A 19073-nucleotide genomic window follows, 5' to 3' on the forward strand; every position below is an offset into this window, starting at 1 on the left:
TCGGCCACGCCACTGGTTCACCAGGGCGTGGCCGGGCTTTTCGCATGGCCGCACCCTGGCGAGGCCACAGGGCACCCGGTGTGAACCCGGGACTGCCCCGCAGCGGTGAGTGGGAACGAAAGCCGTCACCACGATTTCGTGGTCAAGCACTGGGCGCGAGCTCGGCGCAAACGAGTCCGAAGACCTGCCCGTCGTAGGTACGCCGGTGGCGTGCGTGAGTCCGGGCCCCGTGGGAGCACGCTGCCCGCATACGCTGCGCTGAAAGCCGAGGGCGTCGAGTCGGTGCAGCTCGACGAGCCGGCGTTCGCCAGAGAGCTCGACGCAGCCGTGTACTTGGCCGCCGTGCACGCCGAGATCGACCGCGTGGTGCGGCTGCAGGAGGAGCTGGGTCTCGACGTGCTGGTGCACGGCGAACCCGAGCGCAACGACATGCTGCAGTACTTCGCCGAGCAGCTCGCCGGGTTCGCCTCGACCGAGCACGACTGGGAGCCGCGGGCGTGCGCGTGATCCAGATCGACGAGCCGGCACCGCGGGAGCTGCTGCCACTGCGCGCGGCCACGCGGCCTACTTCGACTGGCCGGTGCGCGCGTTCCGCGTCGCGGCGGCCGGAGTCTCCGAAAGCACCCAGATCCACCCGCACATGTGCTACCGGAGTTCGGTGAGGTGCTCTCGGCGATCAACCGTCTCGACGCCGACGTGACCGGCATCGAAGCCGCGCGCTCGAAGACGAAGGCGCTCGAAGACGGAGGTGCTCGCCGACCCGTCAGGCGGCGGGTTCGCGCGCGGCGTCGGCCCGGGCGGCTACGACATCCACTCGCCGCGCGTGCCGGGCGTCGAGGAGGTCGGAACCTGCTGCGCACGGCGGCGGCCGCTGTGCCCGCGCACCGGCTGTGGGTGAACCCCGACTGCGGTCTCAAGGCGCGCGGCGACGCCGAGGCGGAGCACCGCGTTGTGCCACCTCGTCGCGGGGGCCCACCGGTCCGCGCCGAGCAGGACTGAACAACCCCGAGCAACCGCAGGCAACCCCGGGCAACGGTGCTTGGCGGCGCAGACCACCGCCCGGCACCGGATCTTCGTCAAGGATCACCCGGATGGAGCCGGCGGAAGGTATTGTCATTCGGTCAACAGCGCGGCACGGTGGAGGTTCGGACCGGGTTTCCGCCAGCGAAGGCAGGTCGCCATGACGAGCGCAGCCGGCAAGGTCGGCAAGGTCGCCGAGAGCCTGCGTGAGCGCGTGCCCACGCTCACGTCGATGCCGCTGCCCCGCACCGTCGACCAGCGCTGGCGCGCGGCCACCTACCCCGTGCGCGAGCTCGCGGCGCCGCCCGCCGGCAGCGGCCTCAAGCCGGTGCTGGGCGACGACGGCCCGCCGGTCGTGGGCCACGCGCTGGAGATGATGCGCTTCGGCCTGGACTTCAGCTTCAGCCGCTACGAGAAGTACGGCCCCATCTCGTGGATGGGCGGCTTCGGCCGCCGGATCGTGTCGCTGTCCGGCCCCGAGGCCACGCAGATCGCCCTGGTGAACAAGGACAAGGCGTTCTCGCAGGAGGGCTGGAAGTTCTTCATCGAGAAGTTCTTCGACCGCGGTCTCATGCTGCTCGACTTCGGCGAGCACCACCTGCACCGGCGGATCATGCAGAGCGCGTTCACGCGCGAGCGGCTCGTCGGCTATGTCGGGCAGATGGGCCCGGCCCTGCGCGCCGGCGTCGAGGCGTGGCCCGGTGGCACGCGGCCCCGGCTGTACTGGGCGCTCAAGCAGCTCACGCTCGACGTGGCGACACGCGTGTTCATGGACATGCGTTCGCCCGACGACGCGATGCGGATCAACCGCGCGTTCGTGAACACCGTGCGCGCGGGCACGGCCCTGGTGCGTTACCCCGTGCCCGGCGGCCGCTGGTCCGCAGGCCTGCGCGGCCGGCGGCTGCTGGAGCGCTACTTCGGCGAGACCCTGCCGGAGAAGCGCCGCGCGGGCGGCGACGACCTGTTCGCCGCGCTCTGCACCGCCACCACCGAGGACGGCGACCGGTTCACCGACGCGGACATCGTGAATCACATGATCTTCCTGATGATGGCGGCGCACGACACCACGACGATCACGAGCAGCGCCATGGCCTACTACCTGGCCAAGCACCCGCAGTGGCAGGAACGCGCCCGCGCGGAGTCGCTCGCGCTCGGCGACGACGTGCCGGACATCGAGGCGCTGGAAAGCCTGGAAACCCTCGACCTCGTGATGAAGGAGTCGCTGCGGCTGCGGGCCCCGGTGCCGTCGATGGCCCGCAAGACCACCAAGGACACGGAGGTGCTCGGTCACTTCATCCCCGAAGGCACGCTCGTCGGTGTCTCGCCGACGCTGAACCACTTCACCCCCGAGTGCTGGACCGACCCGATGCGCTTCGACCCCGAGCGGTTCGCCGAGCCGCGGCGCGAGGACAAGTCGCACCGGTTCGCGTGGATGCCCTTCGGCGGAGGCGCGCACAAGTGCATCGGGCTGCACTTCGGCAGCCTCGAGGTCAAGGCGCTGATGCACGAGATGTTGCGGACCTTCCGGTGGTCGGTGCCCCAGGACTACACCGCACGCTGGGACTACGTGTCGTTGCCGGTCCCCGCCGACGGACTGCCGGTGCGCCTCGAATATCGTTGACGGTCATTGCGGGAGGCGGGGAGTCGACTGGGCCGAGGAAACAGGAATCGGACGAACCGGAAAAACACGTTCGAGCACTCAAGGTGACATCATGTCACCATTTGTGCAGGAGTCGTCACTCGTTCAGCCGGTAGACACCCCGTTTCGCGCATGATGCCGTGGCATCACTCACGGTCAACTCATACCTAGTGTGGGTCCATGAACCTTCACACCGGGTCTGAGCTGGCATTAGTCCGCGCATGAAGAGGTGGAGCGTGCCTGAGCCTGGTGCCGCACCAGGGTTGGTCGACGTCGCGCGCAAGTTCGCGACGACGCTGACCGACACGAAAGGAGTAACGCTTCCGCCCGCGGAACTGGAGCGTCTCCTGCTCTCCTTCGCCGAGGAGGTCACGGAGGTCGTGACCCCCGCGTACGAAGGCGCCGTCCTGCGCTTCTCCACGCTCTTCTCCACCGCGCCGATCGGGATCGCGCTCGCCGACCCTTCCGGCGTGATCATGGAGGCCAACGCGGCGCTGGCCAAGCTGCTCAGCTCGACCCAGAGCCGGCTCCACGGCAGACACCTCGCCGACCTGGCCGCGACCGACCACGACGCCACCCGAATCCGCAGCTGCCTCGCGCGCCTGGGCACCACGGAGGTCGGCCGACTCACCGAACGCGGCGTACATCTCGACCACAGCCGGGACGGCAGCATCACCACCAACGTCACGCTCGCGCGGCTGCCCGGCGACCGGCCCGACACGCACTTCCCCGTGCTGATGGCCGCCGACACCGACGACCTGCACCTGCTCGGCGAGCGGCTGATGCACCAGAACGTGCACGACGCGCTCACCGGCTTGCCCAACTCCCAGGCGTTCGCCAACCGCGTCGAGGCCGCGCTCGGCGCGCCCCGCACCGAAGAAATCGCACTGGTCTACCTCGACATCGACGGCTTCAAGGTGATCAACGACGGCCTCGGCGCCGGCGTGGGCGACCAGGTGCTCAAGGAGGTCGCGGGCAAGCTGTCGGCGACCTTCACCGGGCACCACGACGGCTACGTCGCACGCCTGTCCGGCGATGGGTTCGGCGTGCTGATGCGCGGCGCGGACCTCACGACGCAGCACGTGGTGAACCTCGTCGAGCGCGCGCTGGAAGACCTCAACGAGGCCGTGTACCTCGGCGGTCACGGGATCGGGGTGAGCGCCAGCGCCGGCATCGTCGTGGGCGGGCGCCCCGGCGGCGGGCACACCGAAATGCGGCGGGCCGCGGAGCTCGCGCTGCACCGGGCCAAGGAGCGCGGCAAGGCCCGGTGGATGCTGTTCGACCCGTCCGAGGACGAGCACGACCGCAGCCGCTACCAGCTCGGGGCGGTGATCGCCGGCGCGCTGGAGAACGGCGAGTTCTCCCTCGTCTACCAGCCCACCGTGAAGCTCTCGAAGCCCGACGAGATCGCGGCCGTGAACGCGGGCCTGCGGTGGAACCACCCGGAGAAGGGCGAGCTCGACTCCGAGGACTTCTACCCGCTGGCGCAGACCACGGGCATGACGGTGCCGCTCGGCAAGTGGCTGCTCGCCGAGTCGCTCGCCGCCACCGCGCGCTGGCGGTCGCGCTTCGGGGAGGCCACGCCCGACGTCTGTATCCGGCTGCCGCGGCGGCTCGCGAGCGACGACGACCTCGTGATGCTGGTCAGGGAGCAGCTCGACCGCCACAACCTTCCGGCGAAGGCGCTGCGTCTGTGCGTCGACCGGCAGTCGATGTTCGACGACAAGAACGAGGTGTACGACTCGTTCACGGTGCTCGCCGACCTCGGCGCGCAACTCGTGCTCACGATCTCGGGTTCGGCCGACCTCGAGCTGATCCCTCGGTTCGACCTGCCCGTGCGGCACGTGATCCTCAGCGGCCCGGTCGTCGACGCGCTGGCCGACTGCCCGACCGAAGCCGACCTGCGGCACCTGCGCCAGCTCGTGGAGCGCGGCAAGGAGCTCAACCTGCGCATCGGCGCCGAAGGCGTGCGAAGCGCCGAGCACGCGGCCCGCTTGCGCCAGCTCGGTGTGCTCGCCGCGCGCGGTTCGTTCGTCGCCGACTCGGCCACGGGCGACGAAGTGGACGAGATGATCGAGCGCCACGCCGGCTGACCCGTCCACCTGCGGCGCGGGTACGAACACCGGGGAGGATCATGATTCGCGGACCCCACCCGAAAGGACCCCGATGGAGACCGGCGCCCTCGCTCCCGACTTCACCCTCCCCGACGACCAGGGTGCCGACCGCACGCTGTCGGACTTCCTGACGGCCGGCCCGGTCGTGCTGTTCTTCTACCCCGCCGCCATGACGAGCGGCTGCACGGCCGAGAGCTGCCACTTCCGCGACCTGGCCGCCGAGTTCGCCGAGGTGGGTGCCCAGCGCGTGGGCATCAGCCCGGACGCCGTGGCCAAGCAGCGGGAGTTCTCCGCTGCCAACGGGTTCGACTACCCGCTGCTGTCCGATGTGGACGGCGTGGTGGCGAAGCAGTTCGGCGCGTGGCGCAAGTTCATCCCGCTGCACACCAAGCGCACCACGTTCGTCATCGACACCGACCGGCGCGTGCTCGACGTGATCAAGAGCGAGCTGAACTTCACCGCGCACGCGGACCGCGCGTTGAAGGTGCTGCGCGAGCGCACGAACGCCTCCTGAACCTTTCCCCTGCCCGGCAAGGGTTTCCCGGCTCAGCTCGGCCGCTGGATCCGCCACACGAAGTCGTTGCCCGAGCACGCCGGGGCCAGCGCGTCCGAAGCGGCTTCCTTGTGGTGCAAGGTGAAACCCAGCCGGGCCGGGATGGCGCCGCTCTTGGTGTTCAGCTCGTCGTGGAGGATGTCGACGTGGGGCGCGCCCAGGCGCCAGGCCTCGGCGACGAGCAGGGCCGCCGCCCGCGTGGCCAGGCCGCGGCCAGTGCACGCCTTCGCCAGCCAGTAGCCGATCTCGCGGCCGCCGCCGCGGCGCATCAGGCCGCAGCCGCCGGCCAGCGTGCCGTCCACGTAGATGCCGTATTCCTGCGCGTCGCCCGACTCCCAGCGTTCGGCCGTGCCGGTGAGGAACTCCGTGCCCTCGGCCGGGCCGTAGCCGTCGGTGGCCCAGACCTGCCACGCGCCGATGTGCTCGCGCGACGCCGAGACCGTGTCCACGAGCACATCGAGGTCTTCGGTGCGCCAGCGGTTGAGGGTGACCACGCCGTCGGTAAGGGTGTCCATGTCCTCATGGTGACACCGGAACAGCACTGTGACATCAAAATAAGGCTGGGGCCCGCCGTTTCCGGCGGGCCCCAGCGTTCGGCGCTCGTGGGCTAGTTGACGACAGCCGTGGGCGGCACCGGGGTGTCGTTCTTCAGCGCGTCGAACAGCTGCGCCGACTTCGTCTTGTCCCAGTGCTCGGCCGAGCCGTCGGTGACCGGCACCGTGCCGGTGAGCACGCCGTCGGACGAGATGCCGCGCATCGCGATCGCCAGACCGGCCAGGTTGTGCACGTGGTCACCCGAGTCCATCGTCAGCGCGTCGGGCGCCGAGGACAGCAACGGGAAGAAGTCGAACGGGTTCAGCAAAGTCCCCGGGCTCGCGATCTGGCTCACGAGAGCGCCGATGAACTTGCGCTGGTTGGCCACGCGGTCGAGGTCCGAACGCGGGGTCGCGCTGCTGTGGCGCATGCGGACGAACCCGAGCGACTCACGCCCGTCCAGCGTCTGACAGCCGGGCTTGATGTCGATGTTGGTGAACGTGTCGTGCATGTCCTTGTCCACGCACATGTCCACGCCGCCGATCGCGTCGACGATGTTCGCGAACCCGCCGAAGCCGATCTCCGCGTAGTGGTCCATGCGCAGGCCGGTGGCGCCTTCCACCGTTTTCACCAGCAGCTCCGGGCCGCCGAGCGAGAAGGCGGAGTTGATCTTGTTGGTGCCGTGGCCCGGGATCTTCACCTGCGAGTCACGCGGCAGGCTCAGCAGTGTCGGCTTGGTGTCGTTGTCCGGGATGTGCGCGATCATGATCGTGTCGGTGCGCTGACCACCGCCGGCCGCCGCGACGTCACCCGTGGCCAGGCGCTCCTCGTCCGCGGCCGAGAGCCCGTCGCGGCTGTCGGAGCCCACGATCAGCCAGTTGGTGCCCGACGCGGCCGCGGGACGGCCGTCGTAGTCGGCCAGCGCGTCGACGCGCTTGATCGAGAACTCCAGGTACGCCCAGACCCCGCCGAGGAACACGACGAAGATCAGCACCAGGGTCATCAGGACCTTGCCGAAGCTCCACCGGCGGCGCCGGCGCGGAGCCCGTCCGGGCGGCGGGGCCTGGCGCGGAGGAGCCTGCCGGGGCGGTGCGGGCGGCGGGGGTGCGGGAGCTTCGCCGCGCGAGCCCATGGGTCTGGTGCGCTCGTCGTACGGGCTGCTGCTCACGCCTGGCAGCGGCATCATCTGCGCCCGCTGATGCTGCCGCGGGCGTGCGGCGGGCTGCGGTGGCCGCGGCGGCACCCGCCGCCTGCCGTCGTCGCCTCCGTACGTCATCGGTCTCTCACCCAATCCCCGAATCCGGCAAAACTCGTGCGGCCCAGTGAACCGCACGCCCTCGAACCAAGGACGTGCGGCACCTGGTGCAGGTTCATCCGGCGGGGAACGGCCTGCTCAGCGCGGGTCGGCGAACCCGAACTGGTGCACCTTGATGTGCCCGGACCGGAACCCGGCCTCCGAATAGGCGAGGTAGAACTCCCACATCCGGTGGAACACGTCGTCGAAGCCGAAGCCGCGGATGTCGTCCCAGCGCTGGTGGAACCGCTCGCCCCACAGCTTGAGCGTGCGCGCGTAGTCCTGGCCGAACTCGCGCATGCCGGCCAGCTTGAGGCGGGTGTTGTCGCGCATCCCGTCCTCGATGGCCTGCACCGACGGGATGATGCCGCCCGGGAAGATGTACTTGTGGATCCAGGTGTACGACCTGGCCGCCGCCAGCATCCGGTCGTGGTCCATCGTGATGGCCTGCAGGCCGAAGCGCCCGCCCGGGCGCAGCCGCTTGCCGATCGTGGCGAAGAACGTGGGCCAGTAGGACTGCCCGACGGCCTCGATCATCTCCACGCTCACCACGGAGTCGTACTGGCCCGTGGCCAGGCGGTAGTCGCACAGCTGCACATCGACGCGGTCGGACAGGCCCGCCTCGGCGATTCTCGCGTCAGCCAGCACCTTCTGCTCCTGCGAGATGGTCAGCGAGGTCACTTTCGCGCCACGCGAGGCCGCGCGGATCGACAGCTCACCCCAGCCGGTGCCGATCTCCAGCACTTCGCTGCCCTCGCGCACGCCCGCGTAGTCGAGCACGCTGTCGAGCTTGCGGTGCTGGGCCTGCGTCAGGCTGTCACCGGGGCCGAACAGCGCCGAGGAGTACATCATCGACTCGTCGAGGAACGCGCTGAACAGGTCGTTGGACAGGTCGTAGTGCCGGTGGATGTTCGACCGCGACCCCTCGATCGTGTTCTCCTCGTGCGCCGGGTGCACGCGCTCCGCGAAGCGGCGGAACCGCTGCAGGAACGGCGGCACGATCGTGCTCAGCTTCTCCGCGAACGGGGTCAGCACGCCCGCGAGGTCCTCGGCGGTCCAGTCCCCTACCATGTACGACTCGCCGAAGCCGATCTTCGCGTCGGCGCCGAGGCGGTGGAAGAACGCCGAGGGCCGCAGGATGCGCATCTGGGGCGCTTCCGGACCACCGGCACCCAGGACGGTGCCGTCGGGGAACGTGACCCGCAGGTCGAGGTTCTTCACGGCACGGCGGAAGAGCGCCTCCGCGGCCCGCGCGCGCAGCGGCGAGTGCGGTGCCGTGGCCAGTCCCGGCCACCGGGTTTCGTCGGGCACCGGCTGCGAGGCGGGCCCCGCCGCTCGGTCAACACTTGAGGTGGACAAGACACTCCCTCCGGAATGGGCCCATCGGCCCACATCTGATGGTATTCCCGGCACACGCGACCTGCGCTGCGCGGTTGTCGCCGGATCCGGTCACACGGGGAGGCGCAGCCGCTCGTCGGCGGGCCGGGTCCACGCCTGCCGGAGAGTCTCGTCGGTCTCCCCCGCGTCGATCGCTTCCCGTGTGAAAGCGCACATCAGTCTGGTCCAGACCGCCGGGCGCTTGATCATCGCGTGGCCCTCGCCGGTGACGTCGAAGCGCGCGAGGCGCTTGGCGAGCTCCCTCGCGCGCTCGGCGAACGCGAGAGAATCACGCGGTGAGGTGATGCGGTCGCGCGTGCCGTGCAGCATCACCACGGCGCGGCCCGCGACGGCGTCCACGGGCTCGCCGGGCGGCGTCCACGGCGCGAGGGCGCACACGCCCACCACGGCGGGGTCGTCGGCCACACGCAGCACCACGCGTCCGCCCATCGAGTGCCCGACGAGCACGACGGGCAGGCCCGGGTGCTCGGCGCGGATGCGCTCCAGCGCCCAGCGGGCGTCGGCCACCGGGTCTTCCGCGGGCGCGTTCCAGCCGTAGCGGCGGTTGCGCACCAGGCGCACCTCCAGCCCCGCCGTGCGGCCCGCACGGTGCAGGGCGCGGGCCAGCGGCACCATGCGCAGGTACGCCAGCCGCCACGGCCCCACGGCCGCGGCGCCGTGCTCGGCGCCGCCGTGCAGCACCAGCGCCACCGCCCGCGTCCGCCCGTGCGCGCGCCGCACCGAAACGACGGGTACTCCGTCCACGTGCCGCCTCCCAGTCACCGGTACGCCCGGATGATCAGCCCTCACGCTAATCCACCACGAAGCGTGTCCACGCGATACATTCGGCGCCCGAACCCGCGACGAAGGGCAGGTGTGGTGAGCGCCACGGAAATCTGGAAGAGCACCTCGGAAAAGCTCGCGGCCGCGCGGGAGGCCAACGCCGAAGCACTGACAGCGGCGGCCGACCTCGTGCTCGGGGTCATCCGGTCCGACGCCCTCGTGTTCACCGCCGGTGCCGGGCACTCGCTCGCCGCGGTCGCCGAGACGTTCTACCGCGCGGGCGGCCTTGCCTGCGTCTACCCGCTGTACCACCCGGAGCTGCTGCCCCTGCACGGCGCGCAGCACAGCACGAAGACCGAGCGCCGCAGCGGGCTGGCCGAAGAGGTGCTGGCCGAGCGCGCGCCGGGGCCCGACGACGTGCTCGTGGTGTTCTCGACCTCCGGGGTGAACCCGTACCCCGTGGAGCTGGCCGCCGGTGCCCGCCGCCGGGGCGCGTCGGTGATCGCCGTGACGTCGCGCGCGTGCGTGGCCGCGGCGCCGCGCCGCTCGGCGACGACACTGGTCGAGGAGGCCACGGTCGTGCTCGACTCGCTCGTGATCCCCGGCGACGCCAGCCACCCGGCCGCCGCGCCGCGCACCGCGCCACTGTCCACTGTGGTCAACGCGTTCCTGTGGAACCTGATCCTGGCGGAGGTCTACGATCGCGGCACGGCCGAGGGCATCGACGTCCCGCTGTGGCGAAGCTCCAATGTGGAGGGTGGCGACGAGGCCAACACGGCCCTGCTCGCCAAGTACGGCCCCCGAGTGCCGGCCCTGCGGTAGCCCGTCGGCGAACCAGCGGCACTTCCGGCGTAAAACGGAGCGGGCCCGGCAGGTCTTGGCGGGCCCGGTCCGCCCTTCCGACTTCGGCGTACCGACCAGTCGGTGTCGAGTGGAGGCGGGCCGGCGTGGACGACGAGACGGCCGTGCCCTGCACGGCACCTGCGCGCCCGGGTTCGAGGCGGGACGGGACGCGCTCGTCGAGAACATCTCCGAGCGCGTCGAGCTGGGCGCGGCCTTCGCCGCAACCCACCGCGGCGAGGTCGTGGGCGATCTCTGGGCCGGCTGGGTGGATCCGGACCGCCCATGCCGTGGCGGCCGGACACGCTGACCAACGTCCCTCCCACCACCAAGGGCATGGCGGCGCTCTGCGCACCAGCTCGCCGACGCCGGCGACCTGGACCTCGACGCCCCCGTGGCGCGGTACTGGCCCGAGTTCACCGCAAGCAGGACATCCCGGTGCGGTGGCTGCTCTCGCACCACTCCGGCGTCGTCGGCATCGGCCTGTCACGGGGCTGCCGGCCGCGCAGGAACTGCTGTTCCCGCCCGGCTCGGCCAGTGGCCACCACGCGCTGTCCTACGGATTCCTCGTCGGCGAGGTCGTGCGCCGCGTGGCCGGGCAGGGCATCGACGCGTTCTTCGCCCAGCATGTGGCCGTCCCCTGGAGGCGGATTTCTCCCTCGTGTCGGGGAAGCCGACCTCGGGCGATGCTCGACGCTCGTGGAGCCGGTCCTCACACCGGAGATGACCACGGCGCTGACCGCGGCGTTCGCGAACGCCGGCCCGGTCGCGCTCGCCGCGAGGGCCAACCGCGCGTGCAAGGCCACCACGCCAACGATCCCGCGTGGCGGCGCGCCGCGCTGCCCGCGCTCAACGGCCACGGCACCGCGAAGGCGCTCGCGTTCATCTACGGTGCGCCGGCCGGCGGCTCCGAACGCGTGATCTCGGCCGGCGCGCTCGCCCCGGGGCCCGCGAAGGCCAGGGCGCCTCGGCCGACGTGGTCGCCGGCGCGCCCAACGAATGGGCACTGGGCTTCTCCCTCGGCAGCGACGCGCGTTCGGCCCCAACCCGGCCGCGTTCGGCCACGACGGTCTCGGCGGCTCGTGCGGCGGCGCAGATCCGGAAAGCCGGCATCGGCTTCGGTTACGTGATGAACCGCATGGGCCTCTGCTGCGTGACGACCGCAAGGTGGCGCTCGTCAACGCGACCTTCGCCTGCCTCGGACACTGAGCGAATCCGCCGAGGGCGCCTCGAGTCTCCTCGAGACGCCCTTCACCGCGCGTCACGCGACCGCGGTCGGCTCCTCGTCGAACTGCGTGTGGTGCAGCTCGGCGTAACGGCCGCCGAGGGCGAGCAGCTCTTCGTGCGTGCCGCGTTCGACGATCCGTCCGTCTTCGACGACCAGGATCAGGTCGGCGGCGCGGACGGTCGAGAGCCGGTGCGCGATCACCAGCGCCGTGCGGCCTTCGAGCGCGCCCGTGAGGGCCTCGCCGACCGCGGCCTCCGATTCGGAGTCCAGGTGCGCCGTGGCCTCGTCCAGCACCACGACCTTCGGCTGCGCCAGCAGGAGGCGCGCGATGGTGAGACGCTGGCGTTCACCGCCGGACAGGCGGTAGCCGCGTTCGCCGACGGTGGTGTCGAGGCCGTCGGGCAGCGAGTGCACCAGGTGACTCAGCCGGGCCTGGTCCAGCGCGGCCCAGATCTCGTCGTCGGTCACGCCCGGGCGGGCATAGGCCAGGTTGGCGCGGATGGTGTCGTGGAACAGGTGGCCGTCCTGCGTCACCACGCCCACGGTGGCGCGCAGCGTCGCGAAGTCGAGGTCGCGGACGTCCACATCCGACAACCGGACCGCACCGCCGTCCACGTCGTAGAGGCGCGGCAGCAGCGAGGCGATGGTCGACTTGCCGGCACCCGAGGAGCCGACCAAAGCCACCATCTGGCCCGGTTCGGCGCGGAAGCTGATGCCGTGCAGCACCTCTTCGCCCCCGCGGCTGTCCAAAGTGGCCACGTCTTCCAGCGACGCCAGCGAGAACCGGTCGGCCGCCGGGTACCCGAAGCGCACGTCCTCGAACTCCACGGCCACGCCGCCCGCGGGCAGCGCCTTCGGGTTCGCCGGTTCCTTGATCATCGGGTCGAGGTCGAGCACCTCGAAGACCCGCTCGAACGACACCAGCGCCGTCATCACGTCCACGCGGACGTTGGCCAGCGCCGTGAGCGGCGCGTAGAGCCGGGTCAGCAACAGCGCCAGTGCGACCACGGTGCCGGGCGCGATCTGGCCGGTGAAGGCGAGGTAGCCGCCGAGGCCGTAGACCAGCGCCTGCGCGAGTGCCGACACGAGCGTGAGGCTGGTCATGAACCAGCGCGTGAGCATCGCCGTGCGCACGCCGATGTCCCGCACGCGTCCCGCGCGGTCACTGAACTCGCCGACTTCCTGGCGGGGTCGGCCGAACAGCTTCACGAGCGTGGCGCCCGGCGCCGAGAACCGCTCGGTCATCTGCGTGGTCATGCCGGCGTTGAGCTGCGCCGACTCGCGCTGCAGCCCGGCCATCCGGCGACCCAGCCGGCGTGCCGGGAGCACGAAGATCGGCAGCAGCACGAGTGCGAAGACGGTGACCTGCCACGACAGCGTCACCATGACCGCGAGCGAGAGCACGAGCTGGATCACGTTGGTGACCAGGCCCGAGAGCGTCGCGGTGAACGTGCGCTGGGCCCCGATGACATCGTTGTTGAGCCGGCTGACGAGCGCACCGGTGCGGGTGCGCGTGAAGAACGCGATGGGCAGCTTCTGCACATGCTCGAACACGGCGACGCGCAAGTCGAGGATGATCCCTTCGCCGATGCGGGCCGACTGCCACCGCTCCGCCAGCCCCAGCCCGGCGTCGAGGATGGCCAGCACCGCGATCACCACGGCGAGCCAGATGATCAGCGGCAGGTCGTGGCCGCCGACGACCGCGTCGACGACCTTGCCCGCCAGCACCGGTGTGGTCACCGCGAGCACGGCGGACACCACTGTGAGCACGAGGAAGACGAGCAGCCGTGACCAGTGCGGGCGAGCGAACCGCGCGACCCGTTTCACGGTGCCGCGCGTGAGCGCCCTCGGCGTGTCGGCCCCGCGCATCACGGAGCCGAGCAACGCCCACGAGTTGTCCATGTGGAGCCTTTCCCCCGATCGACAAAACTTCTACATTACTTGAGATTTTTTTCAGAGATGCCAAGACAACGCCGGTTCGTCCCGAGTTCTTCCCCGGAGCGTTCACCGCTGGTGAACAACCACCCACAACGCCTCGCGCAGCCCCGCTGCCTCTCGCTCGGCCAGCGGGCCCAGCAGCCGTCGTTCGGCCTCATCCGACGCCTCGGTGGCCACCTTCAGCACGCGCAGCCCCTCCTCCGTCGGCGTCACGATCCGGCGGCGGCGATCGGCGGGATCGACCTGGCGCCGCACGAGCGCCTTGTCCTCCAGCTCGTCGACGAGCTGCACCATGGTCGTCCGGTCCACACCGAGCCGCGCGGCCGCCTCCTGCTGCGACTGCGGCTCACCGTCGGCCAGCAGCGCGAGCACCGCGACCTGCCGCCCGCTCACCCCGTGGGGCGCGAGCAGCGGCTCCTGCAGTTCGGCCAGCCGCAGCTGCGCGTGCTTGAGCAGATAGCCGAGCCGGCGGGTCACGACGGCCGGGGGTTCAGAGGCACTCGACATGAACTGCATTCTAGCCCTACACTGATAATCAGTAGTACTGACGATTTTTCGCCCTGACGATCAGGAGCCCCTGTGGTGACGTTCGGACTGAAACCAGCGCAGCAGTTCACGGACGTCGCTACGCTGCGCGAGATCTGGGCGATCGCCGACCAAGCGCGGTTCGACGGGCTCTGGACCTTCGACCACTTCGCCCCGATGGGCCCCGTCCGCACCGGCGACATCTTCGAGGCGTGGACCCTGCTCGCCGCCATGGCCGAGGCCACCCGCCACGTCCGGATCGGCTGCCTGGTCTCGGGCAACACCAACCGGCACCCGGCCGTGCTCGCCAAGATGGCCACGACGATCGACCACCTCTCCGGCGGCCGGCTCGACGTGGGCCTCGGCGCGGGCGGCGACGAGCTCGCCGACACGATGCTCGGCCTGCCGACCCCGCCGGCCCGCGAACGCGTCGAGCGGCTCGCCGAGGCCTGCACCGTCCTCGACCTGCTGTGGACGCGCCCGGTCGCCGACTTCAGCGGCACCCACTACCGGCTGACGGCCGCGACTAGCGCCCCGAAACCCGTGCAGCCGCCGAAGCCGCCGCTGTGGCTCGGCAGCAACGGCGAGCGCCTCGGCCTGCGGGTCGTGGCCGAGCACGCCGACGTGTGGCTCAACGCGAGCCTGCCGGGCACTCCCGTCGAGGAGCTCACGCGGCTGTCGGGTGTGCTCGACCGGCATTGCGCGACGATCGGCCGTGACCCGGCGACGGTGCGCCGGGCCGTGCAGTTCCGGCTCTCGGCCGAGGACGACGACACAGTGCGCGAGGCGCGGACCTACCTCGACGCCGGGTTCACCGACCTCGTCCTCATGCTCCCGTCCGCCGGCGACACCGTGGGCCGCGCGAAGCAGGCGGCCGCGCTGCTCCCGCGGCTGCGAGAGCTGGGCCGAACGGGCGAGGACGGGCGATCCGGACGCTCTCGGTAGCCTGACGCGACGGGGACGGCCAGGTTCGTGAGGGGGGAAGCGGTGCAGCTGCTGATGGCGCCGGCCCGGTCGGCCACGGACCGGGCGGGCCGAGTGCTCACCTGGGACCTGGCGTTCTACCTGGGCTGCTTCGCCTTCGCGTTGATCAGCGCGATCGTGTCCGAGTTCTACGGCTACCGCATCTGGGGCAACTTCGCGACGGCCGCGTACGGCCTCGCCGCGGCCCACAGCGGCTGGCTGCTCGTGTCGGCGCGGCTCGGTCGCCCGCCCCGCGGCCCGCTCGGCTCGCGGTGGTGCTCGATCGCGGTGATCGGGTTGTTGGCGATGATCGTCCCGCTCGTGGTGCTCGTTATTCGCCGACTGACCGGAGTCGACTGGCTCATCACGCCGGACTCGTGGGCCGCGCAGCCCGAGGTGTGGGTGATCGAGCGCAGCGCGAGCCTGCTGCTGCAGCACGGCACGCCGTACGTGGACGTGACCACTCTCGGGCGCGCTCCCGAGGTGAACGACTACACGCCCTACGGGCCCGTGATGACGGTGTTCGGCCTTCCGCGCGCATTGTTCGGGGGAACGCCGTTCACCAATGCGCTCACCGATGCGCGGTGGATGTTCGCACTTTGTGCGTCTCTCTGTGTGATCGCCTCACTACGAATGCTGAAATCGCCGCGAATTCCGGTTCTTTCGGCACAATTGGCAATCGCGTGCCCACTCACCGCATTGACTTGGGCCGTCGCCGGTCCCGACCTCGCCATTGTGGGACTGCTCGTGCTCGCCTGCGCACTCGCTGCAACCGGGCGCGCGGGCTGGTCGGGGTTCGTGCTGGCACTCGTGATCAGCGCGAAGCTCATCGTCGCGCCGGCCGCGGCCGTGCTCGCGGTCTTCGTGTTGTGCCGTACGCACAACGAAAATTCACGCGACCGCACGGCGCTCGCGTGGTTCGTGACCACTTTGGTCAGTGCGACCGTGGTGCTGCACCTGCCGGTGTACCTGGTCGCCCCGGACGCGTTCGTGGAGCACGTGATCCGGTTCCCGCTCGGGATGGGCGTGGTGCGCTCCCCCGCGGCGAGCCCGCTTCCGGGCCACCTGATCGCGGAAACCGGCTCAGCGGGCCGCGTGATCTCACTCGTCCTGGTGGCGGCCGCAGCAGTGGCGATGCTGGTGTGGCTGGTACGCCGTCCCCCCGCGACGGGATCCGCCGCGCTCTTGCGGATCGCCGTCGGGCTCGGCGCGTTGGTCCTGCTCACCCCGGCAACCCGCTACGGCTACCTGGTTTATCCGTTGGTGCTGCTCGGAGGAGTGCTGACGTTCCGAGCGGCCGAACAGGGACTGCGCCCCCCGCGCAGTCGGCCTGGTACTGCTACTTCTTCTTGACCCGCGTGGCCCCGCCGCGCCCCCGCAGCTGGACCCCGGACTCAGAGAGCACACGGTGCACGAACCCGTAGGAACGCCCCGTGGACTCAGCGAGGGCCCGGATGCTCGAGCCCTTCTCGTATTTCTTCTTCAGGTCAGCGGCCAGCTTGTCGCGCGTGTTGCCGGTGATCCGCGCGCCTTTCTTGAGATCAGCCACGTCGATCGCCTTCCCGCCGAGTGGAGTTCTGGGCCATTTGACGGCCCCTGCCGGGGCAATGATCGAACACGAAGCCCAGGAATGCCAGACGACAGACGTAAAACGAGCGAAATTGCGATCACATTGGGCCATTCAAGTGCTTCACGAGGCATGGCAAGCACCCAAATGGAGTATCTGATCACGCTAGCTGGACAAGTTCCAGATAATCCGCGGACCAATGATCCTCGGTCCCGTCGGGAAGCAGGATCACACGCTCGGGCTCCAGCGCCTCGACCGCGCCCGGGTCGTGCGTCACCAGCACCACGGCGCCCGCGAAGCTGCGCAGGGCATCCAGGACCTGCGCACGGCTGGCCGGATCGAGGTTGTTGGTCGGTTCGTCCAGGAGCAGCACGTTCGCCGCACTGGAGACGAGCCCGGCCAGCGCCAGGCGGGTCTTCTCACCGCCGGAAAGCGTGCCGGCGGCCTGGTCGAGTTGTTCACCCGTGAACAGGAACGAACCCAGCAGGTTCCGCAACTCCTGTGCCCCCGTGTCCGGGGCTAGGTGTCGGATGTTTTCCCACACGCTCGCATCGTGGTCGAGAGTTTCGTGTTCCTGTGCGTAATAGCCCAAACGCAATCCGTGACCCGGCTCGACGGAACCCGTATCCGGAGTTTCCATTCCACCGAGCAGCCGGAGCAATGTCGTCTTTCCGGCACCGTTCAAACCGAGCACGACGACCTTCGAGCCGCGGTCGATCGCAAGATCCACGCCGGTGAAAATCTCGAGCGAGCCGTAGGATTTCGACAGGCCGTCGGCCGTGAGCGGCGTGCGCCCGCACGGGGCGGGCTCGGGGAACTTGATCCGCGCGACCTTGTCGGCCTGACGCGTGTCGTCGAGCGAGGAGAGCATCTGCTCCGCGCGGCGCGCCATGTTCTTGGCCGCCACGGCCTTCGTCGCCTTGGCCCCGAGCTTCGCGGCTTGCTGCTGCAACGCGGACGCCTTCTTCTCGGCGTTCGCGCGCTCGCGGCGGCGGCGCTTCTCATCGGTGGCCCGCGCGTCGAGGTAGCGCTGCCAGCTCATGTTGTAGAGGTCGATCTCGCCGCGCGTGGCGTCGAGGAACCAGACCTTGTTCACCACGTCGGCGAGCAACTCGACGTCGTGGCTGATCACCACGAGACCGCCGTCGTGCTGCTTGAGGAAGCCGCGCAGCCACGAGATCGAGTCGGCGTCGAGGTGGTTGGTGGGCTCGTCGAGGAGCAGGATCGTCTCGGACTTGCCGCCTGCCCCGGCCTCGGCGGCGGCGAACAGGATGCGCGCGAGCTCGACCCGGCGGCGCTGGCCACCGGACAGCGTGTTCAGTGTCTGCTCCAGAATCCGGTCGGCGAGGCCGAGGTTGGAGCAGATGCGCGCGGCCTCGCTCTCGGCCGCGTATCCGCCGAGCGAGGAGAACCGCTCTTCGAGGCGGCTGTAGCGGTTGACCGCCTTGTCGCGTTCTTTCTCGTCGGCCAGCTCCGCCATGGCCGTCTGCGCCTTCTCCATGTTGCGGATCAGCGCGTCGAGGCCGCGCGCGGACAGCACGCGGTCCTTCGCCGTGACGGACAGGTCACCCTCGCGCGGGTCCTGCGGCAGGTAGCCGAGCTCGCCGCTGCGACGGACTTCGCCCGCGTGCGGTTCGCCCTCGCCCGCGAGGACCTTCAGCGACGTGGTCTTGCCGGCGCCGTTGCGGCCGACGAGGCCGATGCGGTCGCCGGGCTGGATGCGGAGGGTGGCGCCGTTGAGCAGAATGCGCGAGCCGGCACGCAGCTCGAGGCCAGTGGCCGTGATCAAGGAAACTCCGGGATTCGGGGGTGAACGTGGACAGCGACAGGCACCGGCATCGCCCGCCGTCCCCGCTTTCGCGAAGATCGGTCACGAGCGCCCGGTGCGGCAGCTACTCCGTGAGGATTTCCCGTTCCACGGGCCCCAGTGTACGGGGCGGCGCCGAAGGGTTTTCCGCCGCGTGGCGGGTCTCACCCTTCGCTCAGCACCACGTCCACGGAGATCGCCCGCTCGGCCGCGTCGTCGAGCACGCTGCGCCGCGGCTCGGGGATCTCGAGCACGCGCGCCTGGGCGCGGGCGAACAGCGGGTCGAGCCGGTGGTCGGCGCGCAGTTCGGCGAGCGCGAGACGGTCGCCACCGAGCACGACGGCATCCACTTCGGACAGTCGGGGCACGAGGACCTCGACCGCGTCCTGCGCGGCCGCGCGCAGCGCCACCCGGGCCTGTCCCGCGCGGCGGCGCGCGAACCGCTGCTGCGACCAGCCGCCCGCGGCCGTGCGGCCCGGCACGAGGTGGCGGTCGGTGCGCGAGACGAGCACGATCCCGCCGCGCGCGAGGCCGAGGGAATGCCCGCCGAGGCGGACCAGCAGCAACGCGAGCAACCGCGGCACGAGCGCGTGATCCACCAGTGGGTCGACGGCGAGCCCCTCGTGCGTTCCCGTGACGGCGAGCGGTCCGAAGGGGACGGTCGCGGTGGCGGTGACGCCGTTGCCCGCGAAGACGCGCACCTCGTACTCGCCGAGCTCGGTGGTACTGACGCCGTCGTTGCGCTCGGCGAAGCGCGTGAACCAGCCGGCGAGACGGCCGGGCGCGATCTCGACCGCCGTCCCGCCGCCCGCGACCCGCCGTCCCCTGGCCATGCGGACAACGGTACGAGGCCGCCGCGAAACCGCGACGGCCCCGTCCGGGTGGATCAGG

The 19073-nt window shown here is 70.5% G+C and carries 17 protein-coding genes, 1 pseudogene and 1 riboswitch; of the genes and pseudogenes, 8 read left to right on the top strand and 10 right to left on the bottom strand.

Translation table 11 applies throughout. The features are described 5' to 3' along the window. Nucleotides 1-16: 16 nt before the first annotated feature. A riboswitch (cobalamin riboswitch) is annotated at nucleotides 17-207 on the top strand. Between the two features lie 120 nt (nucleotides 208-327). The 5 genes and pseudogenes from AB0F91_RS10030 to AB0F91_RS10050 all read left to right on the top strand — a co-directional run bounded on the left by AB0F91_RS10030 (nucleotide 328) and on the right by AB0F91_RS10050 (nucleotide 5287). Continuing rightward, a complete protein-coding gene (locus tag AB0F91_RS10030; protein ID WP_360597063.1) occupies nucleotides 328-507 on the top strand; it encodes a hypothetical protein in 180 nt (59 codons plus the stop codon). Beyond that, a pseudogene (locus AB0F91_RS10035) lies at nucleotides 423-999 on the top strand (5-methyltetrahydropteroyltriglutamate--homocysteine S-methyltransferase); the annotation flags it as partial. The gene AB0F91_RS10030 and the pseudogene AB0F91_RS10035, both read left to right, overlap by 85 nt. A gap of 181 nt (nucleotides 1000-1180) precedes the next feature. Next, on the top strand, nucleotides 1181-2641 hold the full coding sequence (locus AB0F91_RS10040; protein ID WP_360596473.1) for a cytochrome P450: 1461 nt from the start codon (nucleotides 1181-1183) through the stop codon (nucleotides 2639-2641). A 254-nt stretch (nucleotides 2642-2895) separates the two neighbouring features. Next, nucleotides 2896-4752, top strand: coding sequence for an EAL domain-containing protein (locus tag AB0F91_RS10045; protein WP_360596474.1), 1857 nt, complete (start codon nucleotides 2896-2898; stop codon nucleotides 4750-4752). A 73-nt stretch (nucleotides 4753-4825) separates the two neighbouring features. Continuing rightward, nucleotides 4826-5287, top strand: a complete 462-nt coding sequence (locus tag AB0F91_RS10050; protein ID WP_360596475.1) for a peroxiredoxin — start codon at nucleotides 4826-4828, stop codon at nucleotides 5285-5287. Between the two features lie 32 nt (nucleotides 5288-5319). Here AB0F91_RS10050 and AB0F91_RS10055 read toward each other — a convergent pair whose 3' ends face one another. The 4 genes from AB0F91_RS10055 to AB0F91_RS10070 form a co-directional block, all read right to left on the bottom strand. Beyond that, the gene (locus tag AB0F91_RS10055) at nucleotides 5320-5841 is read right to left on the bottom strand and encodes a GNAT family N-acetyltransferase (RefSeq protein WP_360596477.1); all 522 of its coding nucleotides are present in this window, start codon (nucleotides 5839-5841) and stop codon (nucleotides 5320-5322) included. Between the two features lie 92 nt (nucleotides 5842-5933). Then, on the bottom strand, nucleotides 5934-7136 hold the full coding sequence (locus AB0F91_RS10060; protein ID WP_360596479.1) for an LCP family protein: 1203 nt from the start codon (nucleotides 7134-7136) through the stop codon (nucleotides 5934-5936). Nucleotides 7137-7253: 117 nt separating this feature from the next. Continuing rightward, complete coding sequence (locus AB0F91_RS10065) at nucleotides 7254-8513, bottom strand: cyclopropane-fatty-acyl-phospholipid synthase family protein (protein ID WP_360596480.1); 1260 nt, start codon at nucleotides 8511-8513, stop codon at nucleotides 7254-7256. A gap of 90 nt (nucleotides 8514-8603) precedes the next feature. Then, a complete protein-coding gene (locus AB0F91_RS10070) occupies nucleotides 8604-9296 on the bottom strand; it encodes an alpha/beta fold hydrolase (RefSeq protein ID WP_360596481.1) in 693 nt (230 codons plus the stop codon). 111 nt (nucleotides 9297-9407) lie between these two features. Here AB0F91_RS10070 and AB0F91_RS10075 point away from each other — a divergent pair, with 111 nt between their 5' ends. Continuing rightward, complete coding sequence (locus tag AB0F91_RS10075) at nucleotides 9408-10136, top strand: SIS domain-containing protein (protein WP_360596483.1); 729 nt, start codon at nucleotides 9408-9410, stop codon at nucleotides 10134-10136. 434 nt (nucleotides 10137-10570) lie between these two features. Here the strand turns inward: AB0F91_RS10075 and AB0F91_RS10080 are convergent, their stop codons facing one another. The 3 genes from AB0F91_RS10080 to AB0F91_RS10090 all read right to left on the bottom strand — a co-directional run bounded on the left by AB0F91_RS10080 (nucleotide 10571) and on the right by AB0F91_RS10090 (nucleotide 13827). After that, nucleotides 10571-10783, bottom strand: coding sequence for a hypothetical protein (locus AB0F91_RS10080; protein WP_360596485.1), 213 nt, complete (start codon nucleotides 10781-10783; stop codon nucleotides 10571-10573). A gap of 632 nt (nucleotides 10784-11415) precedes the next feature. Continuing rightward, nucleotides 11416-13284 carry an ABC transporter ATP-binding protein gene (locus AB0F91_RS10085; protein WP_360596486.1) on the bottom strand — a complete coding sequence of 623 codons (1869 nt, stop codon included), beginning with the start codon at nucleotides 13282-13284 and terminating at the stop codon, nucleotides 11416-11418. 102 nt (nucleotides 13285-13386) lie between these two features. Beyond that, nucleotides 13387-13827 carry a MarR family transcriptional regulator gene (locus AB0F91_RS10090; RefSeq protein WP_360596487.1) on the bottom strand — a complete coding sequence of 147 codons (441 nt, stop codon included), beginning with the start codon at nucleotides 13825-13827 and terminating at the stop codon, nucleotides 13387-13389. Between the two features lie 75 nt (nucleotides 13828-13902). Between AB0F91_RS10090 and AB0F91_RS10095 the strand changes: the two genes are divergently transcribed. Both AB0F91_RS10095 and AB0F91_RS10100 read left to right on the top strand, forming a co-directional pair. Then, the gene (locus AB0F91_RS10095; RefSeq protein ID WP_360596488.1) at nucleotides 13903-14790 is read left to right on the top strand and encodes an LLM class flavin-dependent oxidoreductase; all 888 of its coding nucleotides are present in this window, start codon (nucleotides 13903-13905) and stop codon (nucleotides 14788-14790) included. A 54-nt stretch (nucleotides 14791-14844) separates the two neighbouring features. Beyond that, complete coding sequence (locus tag AB0F91_RS10100; protein WP_360597065.1) at nucleotides 14845-16161, top strand: glycosyltransferase 87 family protein; 1317 nt, start codon at nucleotides 14845-14847, stop codon at nucleotides 16159-16161. Here AB0F91_RS10100 and AB0F91_RS10105 read toward each other — a convergent pair. From AB0F91_RS10105 to AB0F91_RS10115, 3 genes are all read right to left on the bottom strand, one after another. Beyond that, nucleotides 16148-16357, bottom strand: coding sequence for a helix-turn-helix domain-containing protein (locus tag AB0F91_RS10105; protein ID WP_003071237.1), 210 nt, complete (start codon nucleotides 16355-16357; stop codon nucleotides 16148-16150). The genes AB0F91_RS10100 and AB0F91_RS10105 overlap by 14 nt on opposite strands. Before the next feature lie 178 nt (nucleotides 16358-16535). Beyond that, complete coding sequence (locus AB0F91_RS10110) at nucleotides 16536-18164, bottom strand: ABC-F family ATP-binding cassette domain-containing protein (protein WP_360596490.1); 1629 nt, start codon at nucleotides 18162-18164, stop codon at nucleotides 16536-16538. A 182-nt stretch (nucleotides 18165-18346) separates the two neighbouring features. Next, nucleotides 18347-19015, bottom strand: coding sequence for an acVLRF1 family peptidyl-tRNA hydrolase (locus AB0F91_RS10115; protein WP_360596491.1), 669 nt, complete (start codon nucleotides 19013-19015; stop codon nucleotides 18347-18349). Nucleotides 19016-19073 lie beyond the last annotated feature (58 nt).

The organism is Amycolatopsis sp. NPDC023774, assembly GCF_040639695.1.
In the GTDB taxonomy this organism is placed as follows: domain Bacteria; phylum Actinomycetota; class Actinomycetes; order Mycobacteriales; family Pseudonocardiaceae; genus Amycolatopsis.

Excerpts from the sequence above, each read along its gene's own strand:
- AB0F91_RS10040 (WP_360596473.1), top strand. The coding sequence starts at position 1,181 with ATGACGAGCGCAGCCGGCAAGGTCGGCAAGGTCGCCGAGAGCCTGCGT.
- AB0F91_RS10050 (WP_360596475.1), top strand. The coding sequence starts at position 4,826 with ATGGAGACCGGCGCCCTCGCTCCCGACTTCACCCTCCCCGACGACCAG.
- AB0F91_RS10055 (WP_360596477.1), bottom strand. The coding sequence starts at position 5,841 with ATGGACACCCTTACCGACGGCGTGGTCACCCTCAACCGCTGGCGCACC.
- AB0F91_RS10060 (WP_360596479.1), bottom strand. The coding sequence starts at position 7,136 with ATGACGTACGGAGGCGACGACGGCAGGCGGCGGGTGCCGCCGCGGCCA.
- AB0F91_RS10080 (WP_360596485.1), bottom strand. The coding sequence starts at position 10,783 with ATGCTGGGCGAAGAACGCGTCGATGCCCTGCCCGGCCACGCGGCGCAC.
- AB0F91_RS10085 (WP_360596486.1), bottom strand. The coding sequence starts at position 13,284 with ATGGACAACTCGTGGGCGTTGCTCGGCTCCGTGATGCGCGGGGCCGAC.
- AB0F91_RS10090 (WP_360596487.1), bottom strand. The coding sequence starts at position 13,827 with ATGTCGAGTGCCTCTGAACCCCCGGCCGTCGTGACCCGCCGGCTCGGC.
- AB0F91_RS10100 (WP_360597065.1), top strand. The coding sequence starts at position 14,845 with ATGGCGCCGGCCCGGTCGGCCACGGACCGGGCGGGCCGAGTGCTCACC.
- AB0F91_RS10115 (WP_360596491.1), bottom strand. The coding sequence starts at position 19,015 with ATGGCCAGGGGACGGCGGGTCGCGGGCGGCGGGACGGCGGTCGAGATC.